The following is a 24,074-nucleotide window of genomic DNA, read 5'->3' as shown; positions in this document are numbered from 1 at the left end:
TTTAATATCACATCCACATATTAGTTAAACGAATAATTTGCTCTGCAGAAAATTGAATCCATTTTTTAGAAGATTCCATTGCCTCTTCTAAAGAACATGCTTTCTGTATAATAGAAAAAACACAATCAATTTCTTCTTTCAGTACTTTTTCAACATCCACACCAATTTCTCCTACAATTGCTACAACAGGAATATTATATTTTTTTGCACATTTTGCAACACCAATTGGAGTTTTGCCTTGGAGCGTTTGTCCATCCAGCTTACCTTCACCAGTTATAACTAAATCAGCATTTGCTATTTTTGCTTCTACTTTATTTACTTCTAAAACAATTTCTATACCAGATTTTAATCTGGCATCTAAAAAAACTTTTAACCCAGCACCTAATCCACCAGCTGCTCCACTACCAGCAATTGACTGTAGATCAAGCTTAAATATTTCTTTAATCTTTTCATTAAAATATCTTAGTTTATTATCTAATAATTCAACCTCTTTTTTAGCTGCTCCTTTTTGAGGAGCATAAACATAAGCAGCTCCATTAGGGCCAAACAATGGATTATTAACATCACAGGCAACTTCAATTTCCAGATTATTCAATCTAGGATCAAGACCGCTCATATCAATATTTTCAATTTTATCCAGTTCTTTTCCACCATATCCTATTTCATTACCATTTTTATCTAAAAAGCTAACTCCTAAAGCCTGGGCCATACCAACTCCAGCATCATTTGTGGCACTACCTCCAATCCCAATAATTAACTTATTAATATCATAATCTAAAGCTTTAGAGATTAACTCACCTGTACCATATGTAGTTGTAATAGTTGGATCAAGCTTTTCCTTGGAAACTAGAGGTAAACCAGAAGCAGCAGCCATTTCAACTACTGCTATTTTTTCTTGTTCTATCAGACCAAAATGTGATTCTATTTTTTTACCCAGAGGACCAGTAACTAGAGACTTTATGATAATCCCATTTCTTGAATCAATTAAAGCCTGGATAGTACCTTCCCCACCATCAGCCATAGGTATTTTTTCTATTTTTGGATTAGCTAATATCTTTTTGATACCAATTTCTATATTTTCTGCTGCTTCCATAGCTGACATACTTCCTTTAAATGAATCAGGAGCTACAACTATATTCATATCTATTCCTCCTAAATCTTAGCTAACAGCCTCTTTATTTATTAAATTGGGCATTTCTTTTCCTTTTAAACCAGCAATTAAGTTTTCTGCTGCCATAGTTGCCATTTTAGTTCTTGTTTCAATACTGGCACTGGCTATATGCGGAGTTAGTACAGTATTATCTAATTTATCTAGATCAGAATATAAATTCGGTTCTTCTTCATAAACATCAAGTCCAGCCCCAGCAATTTCACCATTTTTCAAAGCCCAGACTAGAGCTTTTTCATCTATAATTGGACCTCTAGCTGTGTTTATTAAATAGGCAGTTTCTTTCATTAATTTTAGTTCTTCTTCTCCAATCAAATGTCTAGTTTGAGGAATAAGCGGAACATGAAGACTAATAAAATCTGATTCTTTTAATAAATCCTCAAAATTTTTATATTCTAAACCAAGTCTCTTTTCTTCTGCTTTTTCCAGTCTATTTACATCATAATAATAAAAATCCATATCAAAACCCTTTGCTCTACGGGCAAAAGCCCTGCCAATTCTACCTATCCCAATTATCCCCAGTTTTTTCCCATAAATATCTCCACCTAAAAACATCATTGGTCCCCAGCCCTTATATTTACCGGCTCTAGTAAATTTATCTGCCTCAATAATTCTTCGTGCTGCAGCCATTAGTAGTGTCCAGGCAAAATCAGCTGTAGTATCAGTTAAAACCCCAGGCGTATTAGAGACTTTAATTTCTTTTTTAGTACAAGCCTCTACATCAATATTATTATATCCTACAGCATAGTTTGCAATAACCTTTAAATCAGGATTTAGTTCTAGAAGCTCCGAGTCAATTGAATCAGTTAATAAACACAGCAAGCCATCAATATCTTTTACTGCTGTTTCTAACTCTTCTCTAGTCATTACTCTATCATGTGGATTAACTTCAACTTTAAACTCTCTTTCAAGCATTTCCAGTGCTTTTTTTGGTAATTTTCTTGTAACATATACTCTTTTATCTTTAGACAATCTTAAAACCCCCTTTACAATCTTAAAAACGTTTTATAAAAATTATAATAGACAGCAGCTGAAATATATAATTTCAGCTGCCGTGTTGTATTCTAATAATATTTGAAATATCTATTCAAATATAAATTTATGTTTTATTAAATTAACTTATATCTGAGAACGAACGTAATCTAAAATTTCAAATGGTTGATTCTCATTCATCATTTCAAAGATTTTATCATGGTCAATTCTAGCAGCTATTTCAAAGAAATAGTCCATCCATTCAAATGTTTTTTCCATAACTTTTACCTGATCATTTCTCTGTGGAAATACATCTGCTGTAATCCAACCCTTATAACCTACCTTCTCTAAGTAAAGCAGAACTTCAATGTAATCCCAGAAATTTACTGTACCCGGAACCATATCCCAGTCCCAGTTTCTATAATTATCATTTATATGAACATAAAACAATCTATCTGTAGCTCCTAAAAATCCAATTGAATCAGCAGGAACCTCTCCAGCAAGTAATGAATGTCCAATATCAACTGTTACTCCAACATTATCTTTATCAACTAGATTACAGAAATATGCAGTTTTACCAGCATCAGGTAAGATACAGTGCATTCTAGTTTCATTTAGTTTATACTCTAAACTAATTTTTACATCATCACGATATTCTGCTGCCTCACTTACACATTCAAGTGCATCATTGAAACCTCTTACATAATCAAATTCAAATGGATAATCAGAACCATCACCAAGTGGACAGACAGTTATCAAATTACTCCCAAGCTCAACTGAAGCATCCATTGCTGCTTTTAAATATTTAACTGATTCTTTTCTAACAGCAGGATCAGGATTAGTAATTGAACCGTACTTAAATTTCTCTTCTGATTTAAGATTTAAATTAACTGAAGAACATTCTAAACCCTGATTATCTAACATTTTTTTGAATTTAACTGCATCTGTAAAATTTTGAGGATAGATAACCTCTACTCCTGAACAGCCTTTTATATTAGCAGCTGTTTCTAAAATTGCCTCCATATCTTTATCTTTAGCGTATTTGATGAATCTATCCTGTAGACCACCTAAGAAACCTGTTATAACCGAGTATTTGTAATCACTTCTATTCATTATTCCCCACTCCTTTTATGATTGTTTTTATTTTACTAAATATAGGTGTTTGACTTAAAATCATGATCATTATTATTGAAAATAAAATTAAAGCTACTGGTCTTTGGAAAATTGTCATAAAACTACCTTTAGAAATCATTAAACCCCTTCTTAAGTTTTCATCTGCCATGGGCCCAAGTATAACTCCCATAACAAGTGGTGCAATTGGATATTTCATTTCAGTTAAGTAATAAGAAATAACACCTATTGGAATCATCAAATAAAGGTTAAAAACATTCATTCCTATCGCATAAGAACCAATTATACATAAAGCACCAATTATCGGCATAAATAAAGGTGATGGCACCCTCAGTATTTTTACAACCTGTTTTGCTAAAAGCATACCTATAATCCACATTGCTACTGATGCAAGCAGTAGAATTGCTGCAATTCTTAAGATAAATCCTGGATGGTCAAAATTAATTAATGGACCAGGATTTATACCATGTAAGAGTAAAGCTCCTAAGAGCATTGCTGCAGGTGGACTTCCAGGCACTCCTAAATTAAGCAGAGGAATCATGGCCCCTCCTATACAGGAATTATTTGCAGTTTCAGTAGACACTATCGCTTTATAAACTCCAGTCCCAAATTTCTCTGGGTTTTTAGAAGATTTTTTAGCTGCACCATAAGAAACCCAACCTGCAATATCTTCACCAACTCCAGGAATCGATCCTATTCCTACACCAATTAAGGAAGATCTAAGAATATCCGGAGTATGTTTAAATATTGTTTTAAACTCAGGTAATATTCTCTGAAGATCTTCGCATTTAGCAAGTTTGTTACCTTCTCTTAATACTTTAATGATTTGTGGAATTCCAAATGCTCCAATTAAAACTGGAACTACTTCGATACCACTATCAAGCTGTGAAATACCAAAAGTAAATCGAGGATAGAACTGCAAAACATCTCTACCGACAATTGCCATAAATAAACCAATTAAGCCCGCAATCCAACCTTTGAAAGCTAAGTCAGGAGTTGTTAGTGTTCCACTCATCATAATACCGAAAAACGCTAATAAGAAAAATTCCCATGAAGTAAATTCCATTGCAAAACTTGAAATTATTGGGGATATGCTTACTACAAATAACATTCCAATTGCAGTCCCAATTGCAGAAGCAGTTGTGGTAATTCCTATTGCTTTACCACCTTCACCACGTTTTGCTAATGGATAACCATCTACAGCAGTTGCAGCTGCTGCTGCTGTACCTGGAATATTTATCAAAATTGCAGAATATGAACCTCCATAAACACCACCAACATAAATTGCCATTAGAGCAATTAAAGCAGTATTAGTTTCCATTCCATATGTTAATGTTGTTAAAAGAGCTACCCCCAAAGTCGCTGTCAATCCGGGAGTACAACCAAAAATTATTCCCATAAAAACTGAGCCAAAAAGTATCATCACATTTAAAGGAGTAGATACCAGGTGTCCCATCATCATAAAAAATTCTGCCAATCTTTCTATTATGAACATTTATTTACCTCCTTTCTATTATGAGCTTTTACAATCCTAATATATCATATGCTATTAAGTTCATTACTTTGATTATTACACCTTCATAAGGTAGTATAACCAACAAGAAATATTTAAATAATGGTACTATGAACAAAGGCACTAAAAATGATAAAATTAAACTAACTCTAAATTTATGTTTTAAATCTGAACTCCTAATAACTGATTTTGTATAAAAATAATAGGCTGCAATAAATAACATAAATAGATAATCAGTAAAATTCGGAATTAACACAAAAAGATGATCAATATTTAAAATAAAATAAGCTAAAAATATAAGTGAACCCATAAGATAAAACTTATATAACTTTTTTAAGAGACTGTAATCATCAAAATAGAAAATAGACATAAATACTAAAAGAAAGTTAACTGTAGCAAGAAAATAATCTATTCGGGGTATAAATAAATATACATAAAAGACAAAGAAAGATAAAATAGCTATATAGCGAAGATTCCTTTCCTTAAGAATTGTCCCCATCAGACCATCATCACCAAAATGAACTACTCTTTTTTTAATGCTTTCCATTCCAACTTCTTTAACAGCAACAAATCCCAGTAGTATAGACAAGACTAACATTGAACCACCGATTATAAAAGGAAATAATGCTGGAGAAACATACCAAACATTTTTAACTCCCCCATAACTGCTGGATACCGGCATTTGAGATGCTCCAATTATTATAAATAATCCGAAGATAAATAATATAATACTTGTCACAAAATCCTGTATTCTTAATTCTTTGTTTTGATTATTCTCCATTAGAAACTGCCCCTTTCAAATAGAAAAAACATAATTAGTGCACAGTCTGAATAAATATCTTATTTTAAACAAACTGTGCACTTTCAATCAATTTATTACATTGCGCCAGGTTTTGGAATTCCAAGTTCAGCAGGATTAACTTCTGCTGTTCCAAGCTCCCATAATGTCCAACTAAAGTTAGATTCTAGTTTTGCAAATACTTCTTGAGCTTCTTCTCCTGTTTTACCGGAAAGAATATAATAGTTCTTTTCTGCCCAATCTTTTACTGTATCTGTTTCCAATGCTTTAGTAAATGCATCTGTAAGCTTAGCTTTTACATCATCTGGAACATCATTAGGTACAGCCATACCAATTGCCTGAGAAATAGGTAAGTAATCTGTTAATGAAGGTTCTATTTCTAAACCAGAAGGAATTGTTCCTACTCCTTCTAATTCCATAGAATCTTTAGTTAAAGTAGCTAATGGTCTTAACTTGCCACCGCGAATTAACTGCTGCTGTTCTGCAAGTGAAGTAATAACTACTGAAACTTCTCCAGTCATTGCTGCATTTTGAGCAGGAGATGAACCTGGATAAGGAATTAAGTTAAATTCGATTTCAGCACCATCTTCCAGAGCCAAAAAGTTTAAGTGGTGAATTGAACCAGCACCAGCTGCTGTAGCTCTAATTTCACCAGGATTTTCTTTGGCTGCTGCAATTAAATCTTCTAAAGTCTGATAAGGACTATCAGGTGTTACAGAAACAATATCAGGAGAACCACCAACAATAAATGGATACCAAACGTTAAATCTCTTATCAAAACCGCCCATTACAGCAGATGTAACATTAGATTCCGAAAGTCCTGTAATTGTATAACCATCATGCGGCTGATTATAACCATAGTTTAAACCAATTGATCCTGCTACTCCACCTGGTTTATTAGTTACATTAACATTAACACCAAGGATCTTACTCATCTCACCAGCTACAATACGATTACATGTGTCAGTTCCACCACCAGCTCCCCAAACAACAACATCTGTAATTGGTCTAGCTGGATATTCCCTTGCCGCCATTGCCAGACTACTCAGTGCTAATACTAAAACTAAAGTGATTAATAAGCTTTTTTTCATTTTTTACCCTCCTGTTTTTTGATTGAAAATTAAAGTTAATATTTCGAAGAATTATAAAGATGATAAGATTCTAAAAATTTAACTTATTTTTATCCCCTCCCTCAAAAAATTATTAAGCCTATTTTCTTTTCACAACTCTTTTGACTGCTTCAACTATATGTTCAGTATTCATACAATATTCAGTAAATAGTTCTTCAGGATCTCCTGATTCTCCAAAGCAATCCTGAACACCAATTATTTCAACTGGAACTGGCATCTTAGTTGACAGAACTTCTGATACTGCTCCACCAAGTCCACCAATGATATTATGGTCTTCAGCTGTTACTACTGCACCAGTTTCTTCTGCAGCCTTAACCAAAAGCTCTTCATCAATTGGTTTAATTGTATGAATATCAATCACCCTTAAATTTAAACCTTCTTTATTAAGTGTTTCTGCTGCTGCTAAAGCTTTATGGACCATTAGGCCTGTTGCAACAATTGTACAATCAGCATTATCATCGCTTTTTAAAACATTTCCTTTTCCAATTTCAAAGTCCATTTCTTCCTCATAAACTGCAGGAACTGGATTTCTCATTAATCTAATATACATCGGTCCATCAAATTCTGCTGCTGCAAAAACAGCCTTTTTGGTTGATGCTGCATCAGCTGGTTGAACAATTGTCATATTTGCAACTGCTCTCATAATTGCAATATCTTCTAATCCCTGATGAGAAGCACCATCTGACGAAACCTGTAGTCCACCATGGCTTGCCACAATTTTTACATTTAATTCTGGATAACAGATAAATGTTCTTACCTGCTCCAAAGCCCGCATACTGGCAAATACTGCATAGGTTGTAGCAAAAACAGGCAAACCTGTTGAGGCCATCCCAGCTGCCACTCCAACCATATTTTGCTCTGCAATTCCCATATTATAAGCTCTTTCAGGAAACTTATTATGGAAATGAACAGAATTAGTGGACTTAGAAATATCTGCATCTAAGACTACTATATCTTCATTCACTTTTCCCAGCTCAATTAGAGCCTCACCAAAAGCTTTTCTGGTTGCCATATCTGTCATTATTTACTCACCTCTGCTTCTAATTCCTTCATTGCTTGCTCAAACTCTTCTTCATTTGGAACCTTTCCATGCCACTCAACTACACTTTCCATAAAAGAAACCCCTTTACCTTTTTGAGTATGAGCGATTAAAACTGAAGGTCCACATAATTTTTGAGCCCATTCAAAGCCATTTAAAATATCATTAATATCATGACCATCTATCTCTTTTACATTCCAGCCAAAGGCTTCCCATTTATCTGTAATTGGCTCAATACTCATAATATCTTTAGATTTACCATCATTTTGAAGTCCATTATAATCTACAACTGCAGTTAAATTATTAGGGCGATAATGTCCTGCTGCCATAGCGGCCTCCCAGATCATACCTTCCTGGATTTCACCATCTCCTAATACAACATAAACATCATAATTATTGCCATTATTTTTTGTAGCTAAAGCCATTCCCAGACCTAAAGAAAGTCCGTTACCTAAAGAACCTGTATTAATATCTACCCCTGGAGTTTTTGTCATTACAGGGTGCCCCTGCAAAATTGAATGCATTTTTCTTAATGTGCCAAGATGGCTGACATCAAAATAGCCTCTTCTAGCTAAATTTGCATACCAGACAGGACAGGCATGACCTTTAGATAAAATAAACCTATCTCTACCTTCCCAATCAGGATTTTCTGGATCAATATTTAAAACCGAAAAATAAAGTGTTGTTACTATTTCAGTTGCTGAAAAAGAACCTCCAGGATGGCCTTTGCCAGCTTTATAAATCATATCTAAAATATCAGTTCTAATCTGATTTGATTTCTTCTCTAATTCTTTAACTAATTCATTTCTTGAATATATTTGATTACTATTACCTACAGTATGAAACAAACTAACCCCTCCTTTAATATAATATTGTGAATTTTAATGCTATTTTTTGAAAACTATATTATTATTTCTACAATTGATTAGTAATCCCCTCCTTTTTAAATTAAATATTGAATATTGAATTCAAAATTAAATAAAAAACAAAAATAATCAATTTAAAGAATTATTTTTGCTGTTTTCATATACTACACAAATATTTTCTCTACTTTTTTCTAAATGATCCATCATTAACATCTGGGCCTCTCTGATATTTCTTTTTTTCATTTCGTTTACTATGTTTTTATGTTCTGAAATAGTTTCTTTTGGTTCTCTCATTAAACCTTTTTGATAACTAAAACGATAAATATTAAACATCTCATTTATTTCTTTTATTAGATTATTATTTGTCTGTTCAATAATACTTTTATGGAATTCCTGATCACAGACTCTGTATTTCTCTATTTTCTCTTTATCCCAATTATCATTGTCAAAACAACTGAAACATTTACTTAAATCTTCAATTTCTTCATCAGTTGCCTGAAGAATAAATTTTTTAATTGCAACTACTTCTAAGATTATTCTCACATCAAAAATTTCTAACATTTCTTCGAAATCTACATCTTTGACATAATAACCTCTACGTGGTATATATTCTACCATCTTTTCAGTAGTTAATCTTTCTAAAACTTTTATTAGTGGAGTTCTGCTTACTCCTAGTTCATTTGCAACATGCTCCTGCTTTATTTTATCTCCTGGTTCCAGTTCTTTATTCCAGATCATTTCTTTTATTGTTCGATATAAATAACTATTTAAATTTTCATAATCACTTTTATTTGTTGAAATACTCATAAGATCATTATCCCCACTTTTAAGATTTTATTTATCTTAACAAATTAACTTTTAATATATTATAGCATATTTAATATTGAATTCAAAATTTTATATTAAATTTTTTTACCTAATATAAATTTAAATGATTAAATTTTTAGAAAATCTAGATTATAAATATTCCGACTTTCTTATTAACTTTAAGTATATTATAACACATTTAATTTTGAATTCAATATTAAATTTAAAATATTTTTATTTTTTTTAAAATATTAAGATAATAATTAAATAATTGAAGTATGGATTTGATATTGAAAAACCGGCCAAAAGGCCGGTATATAGACTTTAACAAAACTTATTCTATTTCGATAGTACGCTTTTTAACTGGAGTTTTTTCTTCTTTTGGTAGATGAACTTTTAATATTCCATCATCATATTCTGCATTAATATCATCTTGATCTACATTTTCAAGGTAAAAACGACGGGTATATCTACCTTGTCTTCTCTCTCTACGAATATAATTATCATTTTTTTCTTCTTTTTCTTCTTTGTGTTCAGCAGAAATTGTTAGATAATCATCATCAATTTCAAGCTGAATATCTTCCTTTTTCATACCTGGCATTTCAGCTTCAATGGTATATTCCTCATCACTTTCTTTAATATCAGCTCTAAAACTGCGTCCTGCATAATCCATTACATCACCAAAGAAATCGGAAACCAGACTGTTGAAAGGATCTTCGTCTCTCTCAGCTACATCTCTCCGATTGCGGTTTCTAAATGGTACTAAATCAAACATAAAACCACCTCCGAATTTGATTAATATTATTTTTTGACTTTTATTTTCTACTAATATTATAAGACTAAAGTCAGAGAAGGTCAAAAAACTAAAATGGTTGATTTAGGTTAATTTTTTTATTATTCTAGATTAAATCATTGATTCTAGCTTATTCTCAATTTTACTGTATAAATCTCTTCCCTTTGATAAATGTTTTTTGAACTTTAAAATCCTGATCAAAGAGCACTAAATCTGCCTGATAACCAGGCTTGATTCTACCTAATTTATGATCTAAATTTAATTTTCGAGCTGGGTTTAAGCTTACCATCTTAAATATATCTGCCAAAGATAGATCAGTGACTTCCATCAAATTTCGTACAGCTTGGTCTAAAGTTAAGACACTTCCTGCAAGAACTCCAGACTCTAATCTGGCAGCACCATCTTTAACTATTACTTTTTGACCACCAAGCTCATATTCTCCAGCCTCAAGGCCAGTTGCTTCCATACCATCAGACACTAGAATTACTTTATCTACACCCTTAGCTTGAATTGTAAAACGGTCTACTGCCTGATGATGATGAATTAAATCAACAATTAATTCAACTGTGGAATCAGAATCTAAAGCTGCACCTACCAGTCCGGGCTTTCGATGATGCAACCCGGTCATTGCATTATATAAATGGGTAAAATGGTTCATACCCGCTTTATATGCCTGCTGAAATTCTTCATAAGTAGCTGCAGAGTGCCCGGCTGAAGCAGTAATATTATTTTCTTTGAGTTCTTTTATCAATTCTAAAGAACCACTAATTTCAGGGGCCATGGTAACAATCTCAACAACATCGTAATAATCTCGAAGCAATTCTAGATCGGGCTTAATTAAATTATCACTATTTTGAGCCCCAATATAGTCTGGACTAATAAAAGGTCCTTCTACATGGGTTCCTAAAACCTGGGCTCCAGCTAGTCCATTTTTTTTAGCCTGGCGAATATTTTTTAAAGCAGTATGAATTTCATTTTTGGCCATCGTCATCGTTGTTGGCAGAAAAGAAGTTATGCCATGTGAAGCCAAGACCTCACTAATTTTAGCAAGAGCTTCGGGAGAAGCATCCATAGTATCATATCCACCACCACCATGGATATGAGTATCAATCATTCCTGGCGCCAAATAACCTCCTTGAGCATCAATAACTTCCGTCTCATTATCCACTTCCAAATTATAAGAAGCGACTTTTTCTATTTCAGCATCCGCTTCAGAAAAAAGCACAGACCCACTATTAATTATTTTATCTTCTAAAATTATATTTGCATTTATAATTAGTTTTTCCATTGATTTTCACCTCTAACTATAATTTATCGGATTCAGGCTTAAATTAAAAGAAAATATGCAACATTTTTAGATAAATTATAGCTTCATTTATTTATTATTTTTATTAGTTTCTTTTTAATTATCTTCATTCTCAGAGTTATCAGAGTTCGTTTTATTTTCTTCATCATAGTCTTCGGTATCAAATTCTGCATACTCTGCCAATTTTTCTTTAACTGCAGTGTGTATTTTTTCAGCTTCTGTGTCGAGCATAATTTCTAAAGCCTGATCAATTTTTTCAATACTATAGAGATTAAATTTACCCTGATCTACTGCTTCAATAACTTCTTGATCTAACATTAAATTATCAAGGTTTCTTTTAGGAATAATTACTCCCTGTTCACCTGTAAGTCCTTTTGACTTACAGACCTTAAAAAATCCTTCTATTTTTTCATTGACCCCACCAATAGGTTGGACAACCCCTTTCTGATTCATAGAACCAGTTATTGCTATATCCTGTCTGATAGGGGTGGCTGAAAGTGACGACAAAAGAGCCACTACTTCAGCACAGGTTGCACTATCACCATCAACTCCACCATAACTTTGCTCAAAGGCGATCGAAGCTGTCAAACTTAAAGGTGCATCCTGAGCATATTTACCACCTAAATAACCGGTAAGTATCATTACACCTTTACTGTGAATCCGACCACTCATCTTAGCTTCGCGCTCAATATTTATTACACCTTCTTTGCCCAGATAACTACGAGCAGTAATTCTAGCAGGGCGACCAAAACTGTAATTGCCTGCTTGATAAACAGAAAGCCCATTAATTTGTCCGACTTCTTGTCCACTAACATCCAGCAGTAAATGATCTCTATCTATCTGTTCCTGTATTTTTTCTTCCAGCAGATTAGACCGCATTTCTTTTTCATCAATTGCTTTTTTAACAGAACTGGCACTAACTACTTCTTCGTCATAACTATCTGCCCATACATCTGACTCAAATAAAATTTCTATAATTTCATTAAATTTTGTTGACAATTTTTCGCGATCTCCAGTTAAACGAGAACTAAAATTAATCATTTCTGCTACTGCTTCGGCACTAAATTCTTTAAGTTCCGCTCTATTAATTACAGAAGATATAAAATCAGCAAATTTAGAAATGTTTTCTTTATTTCTTTTCATCTCTGTATCGAAATCAGCTTTAATTTTAAAGAGCTCAGAAAATTCTTCATCATAGTTATAAAGCAGATAATAAATATAAGGAGAGCCAATCATAATAATCTTTAAATCCAGTTCTACAGCTTCTGGTTTTAAAGTAATAATTGGGACACTTCGATACTGCTCACCTATATTTTCTACGGTTATTTCTTGATTTATTAAAGCTCTTTTCAGAGTATCCCAGCAAAAGGGGCTTGTCAATAGATCTTTCGCATGAACAACTAAAAAACCTCCATTTGCTTGATGCAGTGATCCACTTTTAATCATTGTAAAATTAGTAGTAATCGTTCCAAATTGGCTCTTACCTTCTATTTTTCCAAACAAATTGTAGTATGTTGGGTTTTTTTCATAAATGACTGGAGCTCCCTCAGTCTTATTGTTATTAACAAATATATTAATTTGATAGCGGACAAAGAAACTGCCGTCATCATCCTGCTGCATTGCCATAAATGGATTTTGCTGTTTTTTATCATTTTCATTGCGAAAGCGATCAATATTATCTACAATATCTTCCTGTACTTCTTCTAAATAATCTACTATTTCTTCACAGTCTTCATATTGATTTTTCAAGTGACAAATTATCGGCTGTACAATAGAAATGCCAATCTTTTTTTCTAAAGCTGAAAGCTCATCTTGTGCCTTTTCTTTAATTGAGCGAATTTCCCGCATAACCTGCGAAATTTCATTTTGTATTTTTTGGCTTTCATTACGGATTTCTTCTTTTTTATCTTCATCCATTTCTTGAAAATCTTCTCTAGAAATCGGTTCTCCATCTTCATCAATCGGAACTGGAACTAAACCTTGAGATGTGTTTTGAAGCAAAAAACCTCTCTCTTTAGCTGAAGATTCAAATTCCTGCATCAGTTTATTCGATTTGGGCTGATATTCATTCAATATTTCTTTTCTTTCTTTTTCGTATTCTTCGCCTTCGAAAGCACGTGGAATTTCTTCCTGTAATTCTTCAACAATTTTATCCATATCATTTTTTAACTCATTACCCATCCCAGCTGGCACCCGCATAACTCTTGGTATTTCTGGCTCTGAAAAGTTGAATACATATAAGATATCTTTAGGCTGATCCATTTCTGCAGCCTTTTCTTCTGCCATATTCTCAGCATAAGTTGATTTCCCAGTTCCAGATTCACCAGCCATAAAAATATTATATCCTTTTTTATTAACCCTCATTCCAAAGTCCAAAGAAGATGCTGCTCTATTTTGACCAATTATCTCTTCATCGATTGCAGAAAGTTCCTTAGTAGTTTCAAAATCTAATTCGTCTGAATTAAAATTATAATCTAAATTTGAAATTTTAATTTTATATTTATCCATTTTATGCACTCCTTACATTTAATTATTATTTCCAAAAAATAATTATGAAAATTCTGACTAAAGCTCTTATTTAATAAATTCGGCAAAAACAAACTATATCCTGCTTAAAAAAGCTACTACTTTTAATTTAGCTAAATTATGCCATAAAAGTTGAAAAAAAATTTCAGCTAAGATAAAATGAACATAAGATATGTTATATTTTTAACAATATTTTAAAGGAGAGATAAATATGGGAAAAGATTCATACAATATTCCAGACATAATCATTGGTAGACTGCCGGTTTATTACAAATATTTAAAGAATTTGCAAAAATCAAATAAAAAATATGTTTCATCTGAGGAACTCGCTCAACTAACAGGATTTAGCAGTTCTTTAATTCGTAAAGATTTAAGTTATTTTGGCACTTTCGGTAAAAAAAGTTATGGTTATGATATCTTTTGCCTTTTTCAACAGATCAATATTATTATGGGATTTAACTATCAGAAAAAAATTATTTTAATTGGGGCTGGACATTTAGGTCAGGCTCTAGCTTATAATAAAGGCTATTTTGAACGCGGATATGAACTTACTGCAATATTTGATAAAAACCCTAACTTAATCGGACTTGTAATCAATGATATTGAAATAAAAAACATTAATTTTTTAGAAGAGTTTATTAAAAACAATGAGGTTGATGTGGCAGCTCTTACAGTTCCCGGTGCAGCTGCTCAAAAAATAACTGACCGCCTGGTAACTGCTGGCATTAAAGCAATCTGGGACTTTACTGAAGTTCCTTTAAAAGTACCAGATGATATTCTATTAGAAGAACAATTAATTAATGAAGGCCTTTGTAAATTATCAGTAAAAATGAATCAAATTAGAATTAATGACTCAGAAATTGAATAACATCTCAGTTTTAAGCAAAATAAATTTTTAGATCTTTACTTAGTTCTTAAATTTATATCAAAAATTATAACTCAAATCTATACTAATTCAGCAATAGGGGTTTCAATCCCTTCGCCAAAAAGCTGAAATTTGAACTCATTAATTTCTCTGCTAATTTTTACTTTTCCTTTATGAAGTAAAGTTATATAGTCAGCTAGAAGTTTAATCTGTCTTCTATCATGGCTGACCATCACAACTGTCATTTCATCTGTTACTAGATCAGCAAAATGAGAATTAAAAAATTGGATACTTTCTTCATCCAAATTTGTTGTAGCTTCATCTACAAATAAAATTTCAGGTTCAGTAATTAAAGCTCTCGCAATAGAGACTTTCTGCTTTTCCCCACCTGAAAGAGTAAATGCTGATTGATTTAACAGTTTTTTGATTTCAATTTTTTCAGATATTTCTTTCACTTTGTTTTCTATTATCTTCGACTTATAATTACGCAGCTTTAATGGCAGAGCAATATTATAAAAAACATCACCCCGATACAAGTATGGATCTTGCCAAATAACGGAAAACTTCCTTCTTAACTCTAAATTTTCAGCAGTTTTATCAATTTTTTTACCTTTATAATATAGTTGACCCTTATAATCCTGATCAACTAAACTTAAAATATTTAATAGACTTGTTTTCCCGCTGCCATTACCCCCTACAATAAAATTAAATTTATTTTTTAAAACTACAAAATTATCAATATCCAGGATTTTCTTTTCTCTGCAGATTTTCTTAATATTTTTAACCTCAATAATTTTATCTTCTTGCATAATCTTTTCCCTCCTGCAGAAAATATGTTAGAAAATTTATTAAAAAAGATAATGTTAAAAGTATTATTCCTAATGCCAAGGCAAAAGCAAAACGACCTTTATTTGTCTCCAACGACATGGCAGTAGTTATTGTTCTGGTTACTCCCTTAATATTTCCCCCGAGCATCATAGAGACTCCAATTTCGCCCAATACTCTACCAAAACCAGCAATTATGGCTCCTATGATTCCATATCGAGCTTCTAAAATCAAAAGTTTAAATTTTTGACTGCGGCTTGCTCCCATTGATAATGCTGTTTTATATAATTTTTCATCTAGAGAAAAAATAACATTCCTAATTAAAGCAGTTATAAGGGGGGTAATTAAAATTACCTGTCCTACGATTATACCAATCGGAGTAAATAAAAGTTCTAATTCTCCCAGAACACCACGACGAGAAATTAAAGAATAAACAAAAATACCAACTACAACTGTAGGTAAACTTAAGAGAGTGTTCAAAATAATATTTACAAATTTTTTGCTTTTGAATTTCTTTCTAGCAATTAAGATGGCCAGTGGAACAGAAATAATTGAAGCAATTAAGGTTGAAGAAATAGAAATTTTAAGAGAAGTTGTTACTACATTGAGTACTTCAGAATCTATAGTTATAATTAGTTTTAAAGCTCTATATATTGCATCAGCATAATAGCCCACTTTTTGCCTCCTGTCAAACAAATTTTAAAGAGCCAGCTGTAGAGACTAATTAATCCTACAGCCAGCCATTCTTATCTATTAAATATAAGCTTAATCTACCAGATTATCTTCTTCAATTGCAGACGGATAAAATAGTTGTTTTCCGTATCTCATATAATTATTTATTAAATTTTGACCCTGTTGAGAAGTTACATAGCCTGTAAAAGCCATTGCCATCTGATAATTAACATGAGTATGATAGGCTGGATTAATTGGAATAATCCCATAAGGGTTAAATAAAGCAGGATCTCCACTATTTAATATCTCCAATTCTATATCACCACTATAAGCTAAGAAAGTTCCTCGATCAGCTAAAATGTATGCCTGGCGCTCATCTGCCATATTTATACTTGGCCCCATACCCTGACCACTTTCTAAATACCAGCTGCCATCGGGCTTAATTCCAGCACTATCCCAAAGAGATAATTCTTTCTTATGGGTACCAGAATTATCACCACGCGATACAAATTCTGTTTTCGATGCAGCTATTTTTTCTAGTGCCTCTGCAGCATTTTCAGTATCCCTAAGCCCGGCTGGATCAGAAGTTGGTCCTAAAATAACAAAGTCATTATACATTACATCTCTTCTATTTACCCCATAGCTATTTGCCACAAATTCATCTTCAGCTTCCCGGGCATGAACAAAAATTATATCAGCATCACCATTCCGTCCCAGTTCAATTGCAGCTCCAGTTCCTACGGCTACAACATCTACCCGCACATTAAACTTTTCTTCAAAAGGTGGAATCAATTCAGCTAAAAGCCCAGAATTCTCAGTACTGGTTGTAGTTGCCATTGTTAATATCTCTTGAGCAGCCGCAGCTGAACTAAAGATCAACATAAAAATAAGTAATGAAAAAATAATCTTCTTTATTGACATAATAATCCCCCTTGTTTTAATGTATTGACTTTTGATTTAATTTTAGAAAAATCAAACCCTATATTTTTAAAACACAAAAAAATAAACTCCCGGTATAATTACCGGAAGTTTAAGGCGGATTAAACATAATGCAATCCATATCGATCACTCCTTTCCATCCGGGAGGCTCAAAAGTTTCCTTTTAAACCCTATCGGCGCAGTAAGCTTAACATGCAAGTCTTAGCTTAAAAGCGCTCGGAGTTGTGCGACTATTCTTACATTAATAATATCCATATTAATTAGTTTTGTCAAGCAGTTAAAAATTTTGTTTTTAATCAATTTTAGTTTAGTAAATATAAACTCTAGCCTCATAAGGTCTCAGAGATCCTTGAAGTTCAGATTTAATGCCTTCCTGGTAGTTATTTAATATTAATTTAGCCTGCTCAAATTTTATTTCAGAATCTAATTTATAGTTAACTTTTTCTTTAGAAAAATTTAATAATACCAGCAAATTATTTTCTTCTCCCAAACGCTGGTAAGCATATATATTTTTATCTTCTTCCATTAGAATATTATATTTACCATAAGCAAATACTGGATATTTTTTGCGCAAAGAAATCAGCTTTTGATAATATTTGAAAACTGAATCATTTGCAGTTAGATCTTTTTCAACATTGATTTCTGGATAATTATTATTCATTCTTAACCAGGGCTCAACCTCAGAAAATCCAGCATATTTACTTTCATTCCAGTGCATAGGTGTGCGAGCATTATCCCGAGTTCTATAATTTGCAATCTCTAAGATCTCTTCTTCACTCATTTCTCCTTTTTCCTGAACTGCTTTAATATAACCTCTAGTTTCAATATCATCAAAAGCAGTCAAAGAATCAAAACTAATATTGGTCATTCCAATTTCCTCACCCTGATAAATAAAGGGAGTACCTCTTAAAGTATGGAGCATTGTTCCCAGCATTTTTGCTGATTCTTTACGATACTTGCCATCATCTCCATAGCGAGAGACAATTCTTGGTTGATCATGGTTACAAAAATAGAGACTGGTCCAGCCATTATTCTGCTGTAATTTATACTGCCACTGGCTCATTAAATCTTTAAGTTCTTTTAGCTCCCAATTTGTAATCTTACTCCATCCTTCTTTACGATCAAATTCAAGATGCTCAAAAGGAATAACCATTGAAAATTCTCTTCTATCCTCTTTCACAAATTTCAAAGCCTCATCTTTATCAACAAAAGGAGTTTCTCCAACAGTCATAGAATCATAATTATTATAAGTATTTTCAGCCATTTCCTGAATAAATTCATGAACCCGAGGACCATTAGCAAAATATTCATGTCCTGCTAGCCCATCTTCAGAGCCATCCGGAAAATCCTGATCTTTTGAAATTAAATTGATTACATCCAATCTAAAGCCATCTATACCCTTTTTTAACCACCAATTGATAATATCATAAATTTCCTGGCGCAGCTCAGGATTTTCCCAGTTTAAGTCCGGCTGTTTTGGTGAAAATAAGTGAAGATAGTATTGTTCCGTCTGCTCATCATACTTCCAGGCAGAGCCACCGAAAAATGACTTCCAATTATTTGGTGGGCCACCATTTTTACCATCTTTCCAGATATAATAATCGCGGTAAGGATTATCTTTGCTTTTTTTAGACTCTTTAAACCATTGATGCTCATCTGAACTATGATTCAAAACCAAATCCATAATCAATTTCATGTCTTTTTGGTGCAGAAGCTCCATTAGCTCTTCTAAATCTTCCATTGTTCCAAATTCATCCATAATATCTCTGTAATCACTAATATCATAACCATTATCATCATTTGGTGACTTATAAACAGGATTTAACCAGACTGCATCAACACCTAGTTTATCAAGATAGTCAATTTTTTCAATAACTCCTCTTAAATCACCAATTCCATCATTATTACTGTCTTTAAAACTGCGGGGATAAATCTGATAAACCACAGCTTCTTTCCACCATTTTTTATTCATATTAAAGCCTCCAGTATAATTAATTAGATTTAAGCTGCTTTTTCTGCAGCCTGGTCTGTTACTTTTTTAATCAAATTATTAATAGTCAAAAATAAAATAAATAAAATCGCTATAAAAATTGGTATTATTTCTAGAGAAATATTTTTTGCCAAAATCCCTGCCAAACCAGGTATTAAAGCCCCACCCAGACCCGCAGCAGAAATCTGCATTCCAATAGTGTTTGTTGTATGTTTTTCCCCGACTCGATAGGAAGTACTTGAAATTAAGGCCGGAAAAATTGGTGCAATTGCAAGCCCTGTTATTGCAATCCCCAACAGTGATAAGGGCTGGGATAAGTTGACTGTAATTAAAACGCTTCCAAAAAGTCCTAAAGCTGCTGCATATTTAGCAATTTTTCGGCTCAAAAATTTGTAAGCTAAAAAACCAGCCAAAATTCTACCAACTGTAAATGAGCCCCAGTAAGCACTGACCCAAAAACCGGCCAGAGCTGTGCTAACACCTCTAGATTCTGTCAATAACGTGTAAGTCCAGTGTCCAATTGACATCTCTATTCCTGTATAGATAAAAAATAATAAAATACTCAATAATGCTGGTAAATACTTTATTGTCTGAAATAATTTAATATCTTTTTGTTGCTTTTTATTTTCAACAGTAGTTTTTTTATCTTTAGGATCCTGCCAAAGAAAAAGAGTCATTGCAAAAATTGACGCTAAAATAATTTGGGCTATTCCAACAATTATATAACCCATTCTCCAGCTATCAGAATACTTAATTGCATTTGCCATAATAATTGGCCCAATCGTAATCCCTACCCCAAAACTGGCATGTAACCACTGCATTAAACCTTCGTTAAAGTTCTTTTCTACATATGTATTTAAAGCTGCATCAATTGCTCCTGCTCCTAAACCAGCAAACACAGCCAAAATGGGTAAAAGCCACCAGAAAGGAGTCAATGTATAACCGATTAAAGCCAATCCAGTTGCTAAACAGCTAAGAGACAACAATACTGCAACTCCAACTTTTTTCATAAAAAAACCATTCAAAAAACTGGAAATTAAATAACCTGTAGTTGAGCCAATCAAAATAATCCCAAGTGCATCAAGTGGCAGTTTAAAACTACTTCTCATTTCTGGCCAGGCAACTCCCAATAAACCATCAGGCAGCCCCAAAGAAATAAAAGCTATATAGATTAAGATAATTAATAAGTATTTTTTATTTCCTTTATTCATAATAACACCTTTTTCTCAGCCGAATATTTTGTAAATCTATATAAAAAAACTAAAACTAGGCTGTTTCTCTTTTTACCAGTTTTAACTCTAGTTCTTTATGATAAATATCTTTTAACTCACCATTAATAGCTTTTAATAAAACTTCAATTGTTAAATAACCAAGCTGATACATTGGCTGCCAGATGGTAGTTAATTTTAGATATTTAGCAAGTTCAATATTATCATAACCAATTACTGCTATATCAGCCGGTACTTTCAATCCTTTTTCTTCCACCGCCTGCAGAACTCCTATTGCCTGATTATCGGAGGCAGCAAAGACTGCTGTAGGCCATTTTGCTTGCGGCAGTTCAAAAATTTCCTGCATTGATTGGTAGCCATCTTCAACATAAAAATCCCCATCTTTAATTAATTTTTGATCAATTATAATATTATTTTTCTTAAAAGATTTCTTTACACCTTCTAAACGCTTTTGCCCATGTAAACTATTAATATCTCCGTTAACAAATGCAATCCGACTGTGATCTAATGCAGCTAAATAGTCAACTGCCATCTCTGCACCTTTTAAGTCATCAAAATATATTGAATGAAAATCAGCAGAAAATTCATCAGCAAGCACTACCGGTATTCCAGAGTCTTTTAATTCTTGATCTTCTGTATCTGAAATATCCATTGTTAAAGCAGCAATCCCATCAACCTTTCTGCTGTGTACTATATCCATAATTTTTTTCATTCTATTTTCATTTAAATCAATTTTATGCAAAATTAAATCAATATTTTCCTCTTCTAAAGCGTCCTGTATGCCTTTTAAAACTTCAACAAAAAAATGATCAATAAAACTCGGAACTATAACAGCAACTGCATTTGCTTTCTGTCGAGCCAAATTTTGCGCAAGTTTATTAGGCCGGTAATTAAGCTCCTTCATTACTTCCAAAACTTTTTTTCTAGTATCATCTTTTACCTTATCGCTATTATTTAAAACTCTTGATACAGTTCCGATTCCAACCCCAGCTTTTTCTGCAACATCATAAATATTAACTTTGTTTTTAGACATTTAGATCTACTGTCCTTTCATTATTTTAACATTTATCCATATTATATCGTGTATAATTAAAAAATACAAAGACAGTTTAATAGAATAGGACAGGATGTTGTACTACATCCTGTCTACTAATAGCTTATATTCAAAACTTATTTTTCCAAAATATCTTCAATTTCTAATTCTAAATATGCTATCGCGTCTTCGGCCCTCGATTCTCCAGTTAAAACAGAATGAACTGCCTGGAAAAACCTTTCTGAGACTGCACTATATTCTTTTCCAGCTGCTGCTGATGGTCTGGGAACTGTGTTGATAAAAACTTGATAAAGATCCCCAAAAAATGGATTGGCTTCTAAAACGTCTTGATCTTCATATAAATCAGCAATAGTTGGGTTAAATGATCCTTCTACTGCTCTCATTTTTTGGACTTTTTCACTTGTCATAAATATTGCTAATTTTGCTGCCAATTCAGGATGCTCACTATACTTATTAACTGCTAAATTCCAGCCACCTAGCACTGCAGAACTACTTCCATTTTCGCCAGCGGGTAAAGGAGCAACATCAAATTTACCTGCTGTTGCTTTATCTTCTTCAGATGCCAGAGCATAAACATAGGGCCAATTCCTCATAAAAGCTGCATTACCAGCTTCAAACATTTTTCTAGAACTTTCTTCAACTAGGCCTGTAACTCCTGGAGGAGAAATTTCATTTACCCAATCACCTGCCATTTCAATCATCTCAAGAGCATTATCATTATTAATAGTTACTTCTCTCTCCTTATTAATAATACTTCCACCACCATTTGAGTGAATCCACTCTAAAGCATTACAGGTTAAACCTTCATATGCATTACCCTGCCAGACATAACCCCAAAAGTCAGGATTTTCTTCTCGTTCACCTGCTTGAATAGTTTTAGCCATTTCTTCTAGTTCTGTCCAGGTAGCTGGCGGCTCAGAATATCCATATTTATCTAATAAATCAGTTCTATAATATAATAATCCTGCATCAGTAAACCAGGGCATTGCTACTAGCCTACCATTAACAGTATTATTTTTCACTATAGAATCAAAATGCTTGTCTACTACTTCCTGAGCACCATAGTCATTTAAATCTAAAAAATGTTCTCCTAATTCACCAGGCCAAATTACATCAACCTGAAAAACATCAATGGAAGGGTCTTTAGTTTCTAAGTATTGAAGATATAAACCTTTTCTGTCATCGGATAAATCTGGTGTTGTGTAAACATCAACTTTCACATTAGGATTTTCTTCTTCAAACATTCTCGCTGCTTTTTTTGTAAGTTCAAGTTCAATTCCCACACTTCCTCCTGCAATTGTTATTTCTGTTTTTTCGCTATCTGCTTGAGCAAAAACAGATCCACTAAACCCAACAAGCAATAAAAAGACTAACAAAATAGATAAACTCAACCGTAAACTCTTCATAAAAATAATCCCCCTCTAATTTTTTTTGGAATCGCTTCCATAGAATATAAAAATAAAATGGAATCGCTTCCATAATAATTATAGCAATCATTTTTTTAATTGTCAAACAATTATCTCAATTATCCATATTTTATAAAACAAAAACCCGAAGCATGAAGCTTCGGGGTCTTAATTCTTTCTCTTTGATTTAATAGCCACCCATCATGTAATAATCCATCAAGGCGCTATCTTTCAATTTTACATGTCCTTCGACATCAGATTTAGAATTATACTTAATCTGATCCTCATGGTCCTTGTGAGCGCGCTTGTGCTTAAAAATGTTCTTCATTAGTAATGCCCCCTTTTAATAATTTTGGGGAACATACTCGCTGCACATCTACTTTGTTCCAAAATAAGTCCACCGACCTAATAGTAAACTCCGCTACTCACTTTCTGTCGGCTCAATTAAATTATACTACTTATAGAGTGCTTTGACAAGGGAAATTTTGAATATTTTAAATATTATTTCTTTTGCTCTTTAACACAATAATGTGCTAACATAGCAAGTTCTTTGCAGGATTTATAAAATTTAAAAAGAATTATAAAACTATTAACTATAATTTTTAAATCTTATAAAAGTGAGGTTTCAAGATGAAAAAAATATTAACACATTTACTTTTGTTTAGCTTTTTATTTATAGTTTTTTCTACAAGTGTTTTTGCTCAAACAGAAGATATAAATTTTGAAGAGAGAACTTCAAAAGCAAAAATATTGAAAGAAAACACTGAAAAATTTGAGGAAAGAAGAATTAAATACAGACAACAGTTAACAGTTGAAATCATTTCTGATCAACATTTTGGAGAAATAATGGAAATAGAAAACAATATCATGCGCAACAGTATTTATGGAGAACATCTACTAGATGTAGGAGATAGAATTATTCTAAATGTTGCAATGTTTAACACATTAATTCTAGCCTATGCAGGTACTATTGGTTTGATAATTACTATTCCATTAACAGCTTTTTCTGCTGCTGTTTTGTATAATAAATTTGATTCTAAGTAA

At 32.7% G+C, this 24,074-nt stretch carries 21 protein-coding genes and 1 riboswitch; of the genes, 2 read left to right on the top strand and 19 right to left on the bottom strand.

Translation table 11 applies throughout. From position 1 onward, the window contains the following. Positions 1 to 7 precede the first annotated feature (7 nt). The 12 genes from HSACCH_RS08330 to HSACCH_RS08275 all read right to left on the bottom strand — a co-directional run bounded on the left by HSACCH_RS08330 (position 8) and on the right by HSACCH_RS08275 (position 14,032). Positions 8 to 1,141: a glycerate kinase family protein gene (locus HSACCH_RS08330; protein ID WP_005489148.1), complete on the bottom strand. Its 1,134-nt coding sequence runs from the start codon at positions 1,139 to 1,141 to the stop codon at positions 8 to 10. A gap of 18 nt (positions 1,142 to 1,159) precedes the next feature. Beyond that, on the bottom strand, positions 1,160 to 2,140 hold the full coding sequence (locus HSACCH_RS08325) for a 2-hydroxyacid dehydrogenase (protein ID WP_005489147.1): 981 nt from the start codon (positions 2,138 to 2,140) through the stop codon (positions 1,160 to 1,162). A gap of 147 nt (positions 2,141 to 2,287) precedes the next feature. Next, positions 2,288 to 3,253 carry a sugar phosphate isomerase/epimerase family protein gene (locus HSACCH_RS08320; RefSeq protein ID WP_005489146.1) on the bottom strand — a complete coding sequence of 322 codons (966 nt, stop codon included), beginning with the start codon at positions 3,251 to 3,253 and terminating at the stop codon, positions 2,288 to 2,290. Continuing rightward, complete coding sequence (locus HSACCH_RS08315; RefSeq protein WP_005489145.1) at positions 3,246 to 4,766, bottom strand: tripartite tricarboxylate transporter permease; 1,521 nt, start codon at positions 4,764 to 4,766, stop codon at positions 3,246 to 3,248. The genes HSACCH_RS08320 and HSACCH_RS08315 overlap by 8 nt, the downstream gene beginning before the upstream one ends. A 28-nt stretch (positions 4,767 to 4,794) precedes the next feature. Next, complete coding sequence (locus HSACCH_RS08310) at positions 4,795 to 5,565, bottom strand: hypothetical protein (protein ID WP_005489144.1); 771 nt, start codon at positions 5,563 to 5,565, stop codon at positions 4,795 to 4,797. A gap of 95 nt (positions 5,566 to 5,660) precedes the next feature. Next, the gene (locus HSACCH_RS08305) at positions 5,661 to 6,674 is read right to left on the bottom strand and encodes a tripartite tricarboxylate transporter substrate binding protein (RefSeq protein ID WP_005489143.1); all 1,014 of its coding nucleotides are present in this window, start codon (positions 6,672 to 6,674) and stop codon (positions 5,661 to 5,663) included. A gap of 118 nt (positions 6,675 to 6,792) precedes the next feature. Further along, on the bottom strand, positions 6,793 to 7,734 hold the full coding sequence (locus HSACCH_RS08300; protein WP_005489142.1) for a transketolase family protein: 942 nt from the start codon (positions 7,732 to 7,734) through the stop codon (positions 6,793 to 6,795). Next, a complete protein-coding gene (locus HSACCH_RS08295) occupies positions 7,734 to 8,600 on the bottom strand; it encodes a transketolase (protein WP_005489141.1) in 867 nt (288 codons plus the stop codon). Before HSACCH_RS08295 ends, HSACCH_RS08300 begins: the two co-directional genes overlap by 1 nt. A 147-nt stretch (positions 8,601 to 8,747) precedes the next feature. Then, a complete protein-coding gene (locus HSACCH_RS08290; RefSeq protein ID WP_005489140.1) occupies positions 8,748 to 9,425 on the bottom strand; it encodes a GntR family transcriptional regulator in 678 nt (225 codons plus the stop codon). Positions 9,426 to 9,759: 334 nt separating this feature from the next. Then, a complete protein-coding gene (locus HSACCH_RS08285; RefSeq protein ID WP_005489139.1) occupies positions 9,760 to 10,200 on the bottom strand; it encodes an Hsp20/alpha crystallin family protein in 441 nt (146 codons plus the stop codon). A 160-nt stretch (positions 10,201 to 10,360) separates the two neighbouring features. Then, complete coding sequence (gene nagA / locus HSACCH_RS08280) at positions 10,361 to 11,506, bottom strand: N-acetylglucosamine-6-phosphate deacetylase (RefSeq protein ID WP_005489138.1); 1,146 nt, start codon at positions 11,504 to 11,506, stop codon at positions 10,361 to 10,363. Positions 11,507 to 11,620: 114 nt separating this feature from the next. After that, positions 11,621 to 14,032: a Lon protease family protein gene (locus HSACCH_RS08275; RefSeq protein ID WP_005489137.1), complete on the bottom strand. Its 2,412-nt coding sequence runs from the start codon at positions 14,030 to 14,032 to the stop codon at positions 11,621 to 11,623. Between the two features lie 229 nt (positions 14,033 to 14,261). Between HSACCH_RS08275 and HSACCH_RS08270 the strand changes: the two genes are divergently transcribed. Beyond that, entirely contained in the window at positions 14,262 to 14,918 is a 657-nt protein-coding gene (locus tag HSACCH_RS08270; protein WP_005489136.1) for a redox-sensing transcriptional repressor Rex, read from the top strand. Between the two features lie 77 nt (positions 14,919 to 14,995). Here HSACCH_RS08270 and HSACCH_RS08265 read toward each other — a convergent pair whose 3' ends face one another. From HSACCH_RS08265 to HSACCH_RS08235, 7 genes are all read right to left on the bottom strand, one after another. Further along, the gene (locus tag HSACCH_RS08265; RefSeq protein WP_005489135.1) at positions 14,996 to 15,724 is read right to left on the bottom strand and encodes an ATP-binding cassette domain-containing protein; all 729 of its coding nucleotides are present in this window, start codon (positions 15,722 to 15,724) and stop codon (positions 14,996 to 14,998) included. Further along, entirely contained in the window at positions 15,711 to 16,415 is a 705-nt protein-coding gene (locus HSACCH_RS08260) for an ABC transporter permease (protein WP_005489133.1), read from the bottom strand. Before HSACCH_RS08260 ends, HSACCH_RS08265 begins: the two co-directional genes overlap by 14 nt. A 90-nt stretch (positions 16,416 to 16,505) precedes the next feature. After that, a complete protein-coding gene (locus HSACCH_RS08255) occupies positions 16,506 to 17,333 on the bottom strand; it encodes a substrate-binding domain-containing protein (protein WP_005489132.1) in 828 nt (275 codons plus the stop codon). A 131-nt stretch (positions 17,334 to 17,464) separates the two neighbouring features. Next, positions 17,465 to 17,585: riboswitch (molybdenum cofactor riboswitch) on the bottom strand. Between the two features lie 73 nt (positions 17,586 to 17,658). Further along, on the bottom strand, positions 17,659 to 19,323 hold the full coding sequence (locus HSACCH_RS08250) for an alpha-glucosidase (protein WP_005489131.1): 1,665 nt from the start codon (positions 19,321 to 19,323) through the stop codon (positions 17,659 to 17,661). A gap of 29 nt (positions 19,324 to 19,352) precedes the next feature. Then, positions 19,353 to 20,552: an MFS transporter gene (locus tag HSACCH_RS08245; RefSeq protein WP_005489130.1), complete on the bottom strand. Its 1,200-nt coding sequence runs from the start codon at positions 20,550 to 20,552 to the stop codon at positions 19,353 to 19,355. Between the two features lie 55 nt (positions 20,553 to 20,607). Then, entirely contained in the window at positions 20,608 to 21,603 is a 996-nt protein-coding gene (locus HSACCH_RS08240) for a LacI family DNA-binding transcriptional regulator (RefSeq protein WP_005489129.1), read from the bottom strand. A 137-nt stretch (positions 21,604 to 21,740) separates the two neighbouring features. Next, positions 21,741 to 23,030, bottom strand: coding sequence for an ABC transporter substrate-binding protein (locus tag HSACCH_RS08235; RefSeq protein WP_005489128.1), 1,290 nt, complete (start codon positions 23,028 to 23,030; stop codon positions 21,741 to 21,743). Between the two features lie 630 nt (positions 23,031 to 23,660). On the opposite strand from HSACCH_RS08235, the gene HSACCH_RS08230 reads away from it, so the two are divergent. Beyond that, positions 23,661 to 24,074 (top strand): hypothetical protein, encoded by a 414-nt coding sequence (locus HSACCH_RS08230; RefSeq protein ID WP_005489127.1) that lies wholly within the window; start codon positions 23,661 to 23,663, stop codon positions 24,072 to 24,074.

The sequence above is a fragment of the Halanaerobium saccharolyticum subsp. saccharolyticum DSM 6643 genome (assembly GCF_000350165.1).
Classification (GTDB): Bacteria; Bacillota; Halanaerobiia; order Halanaerobiales; family Halanaerobiaceae; genus Halanaerobium; species Halanaerobium saccharolyticum.
This window is presented reverse-complemented; position numbering and strand designations above follow the sequence as displayed.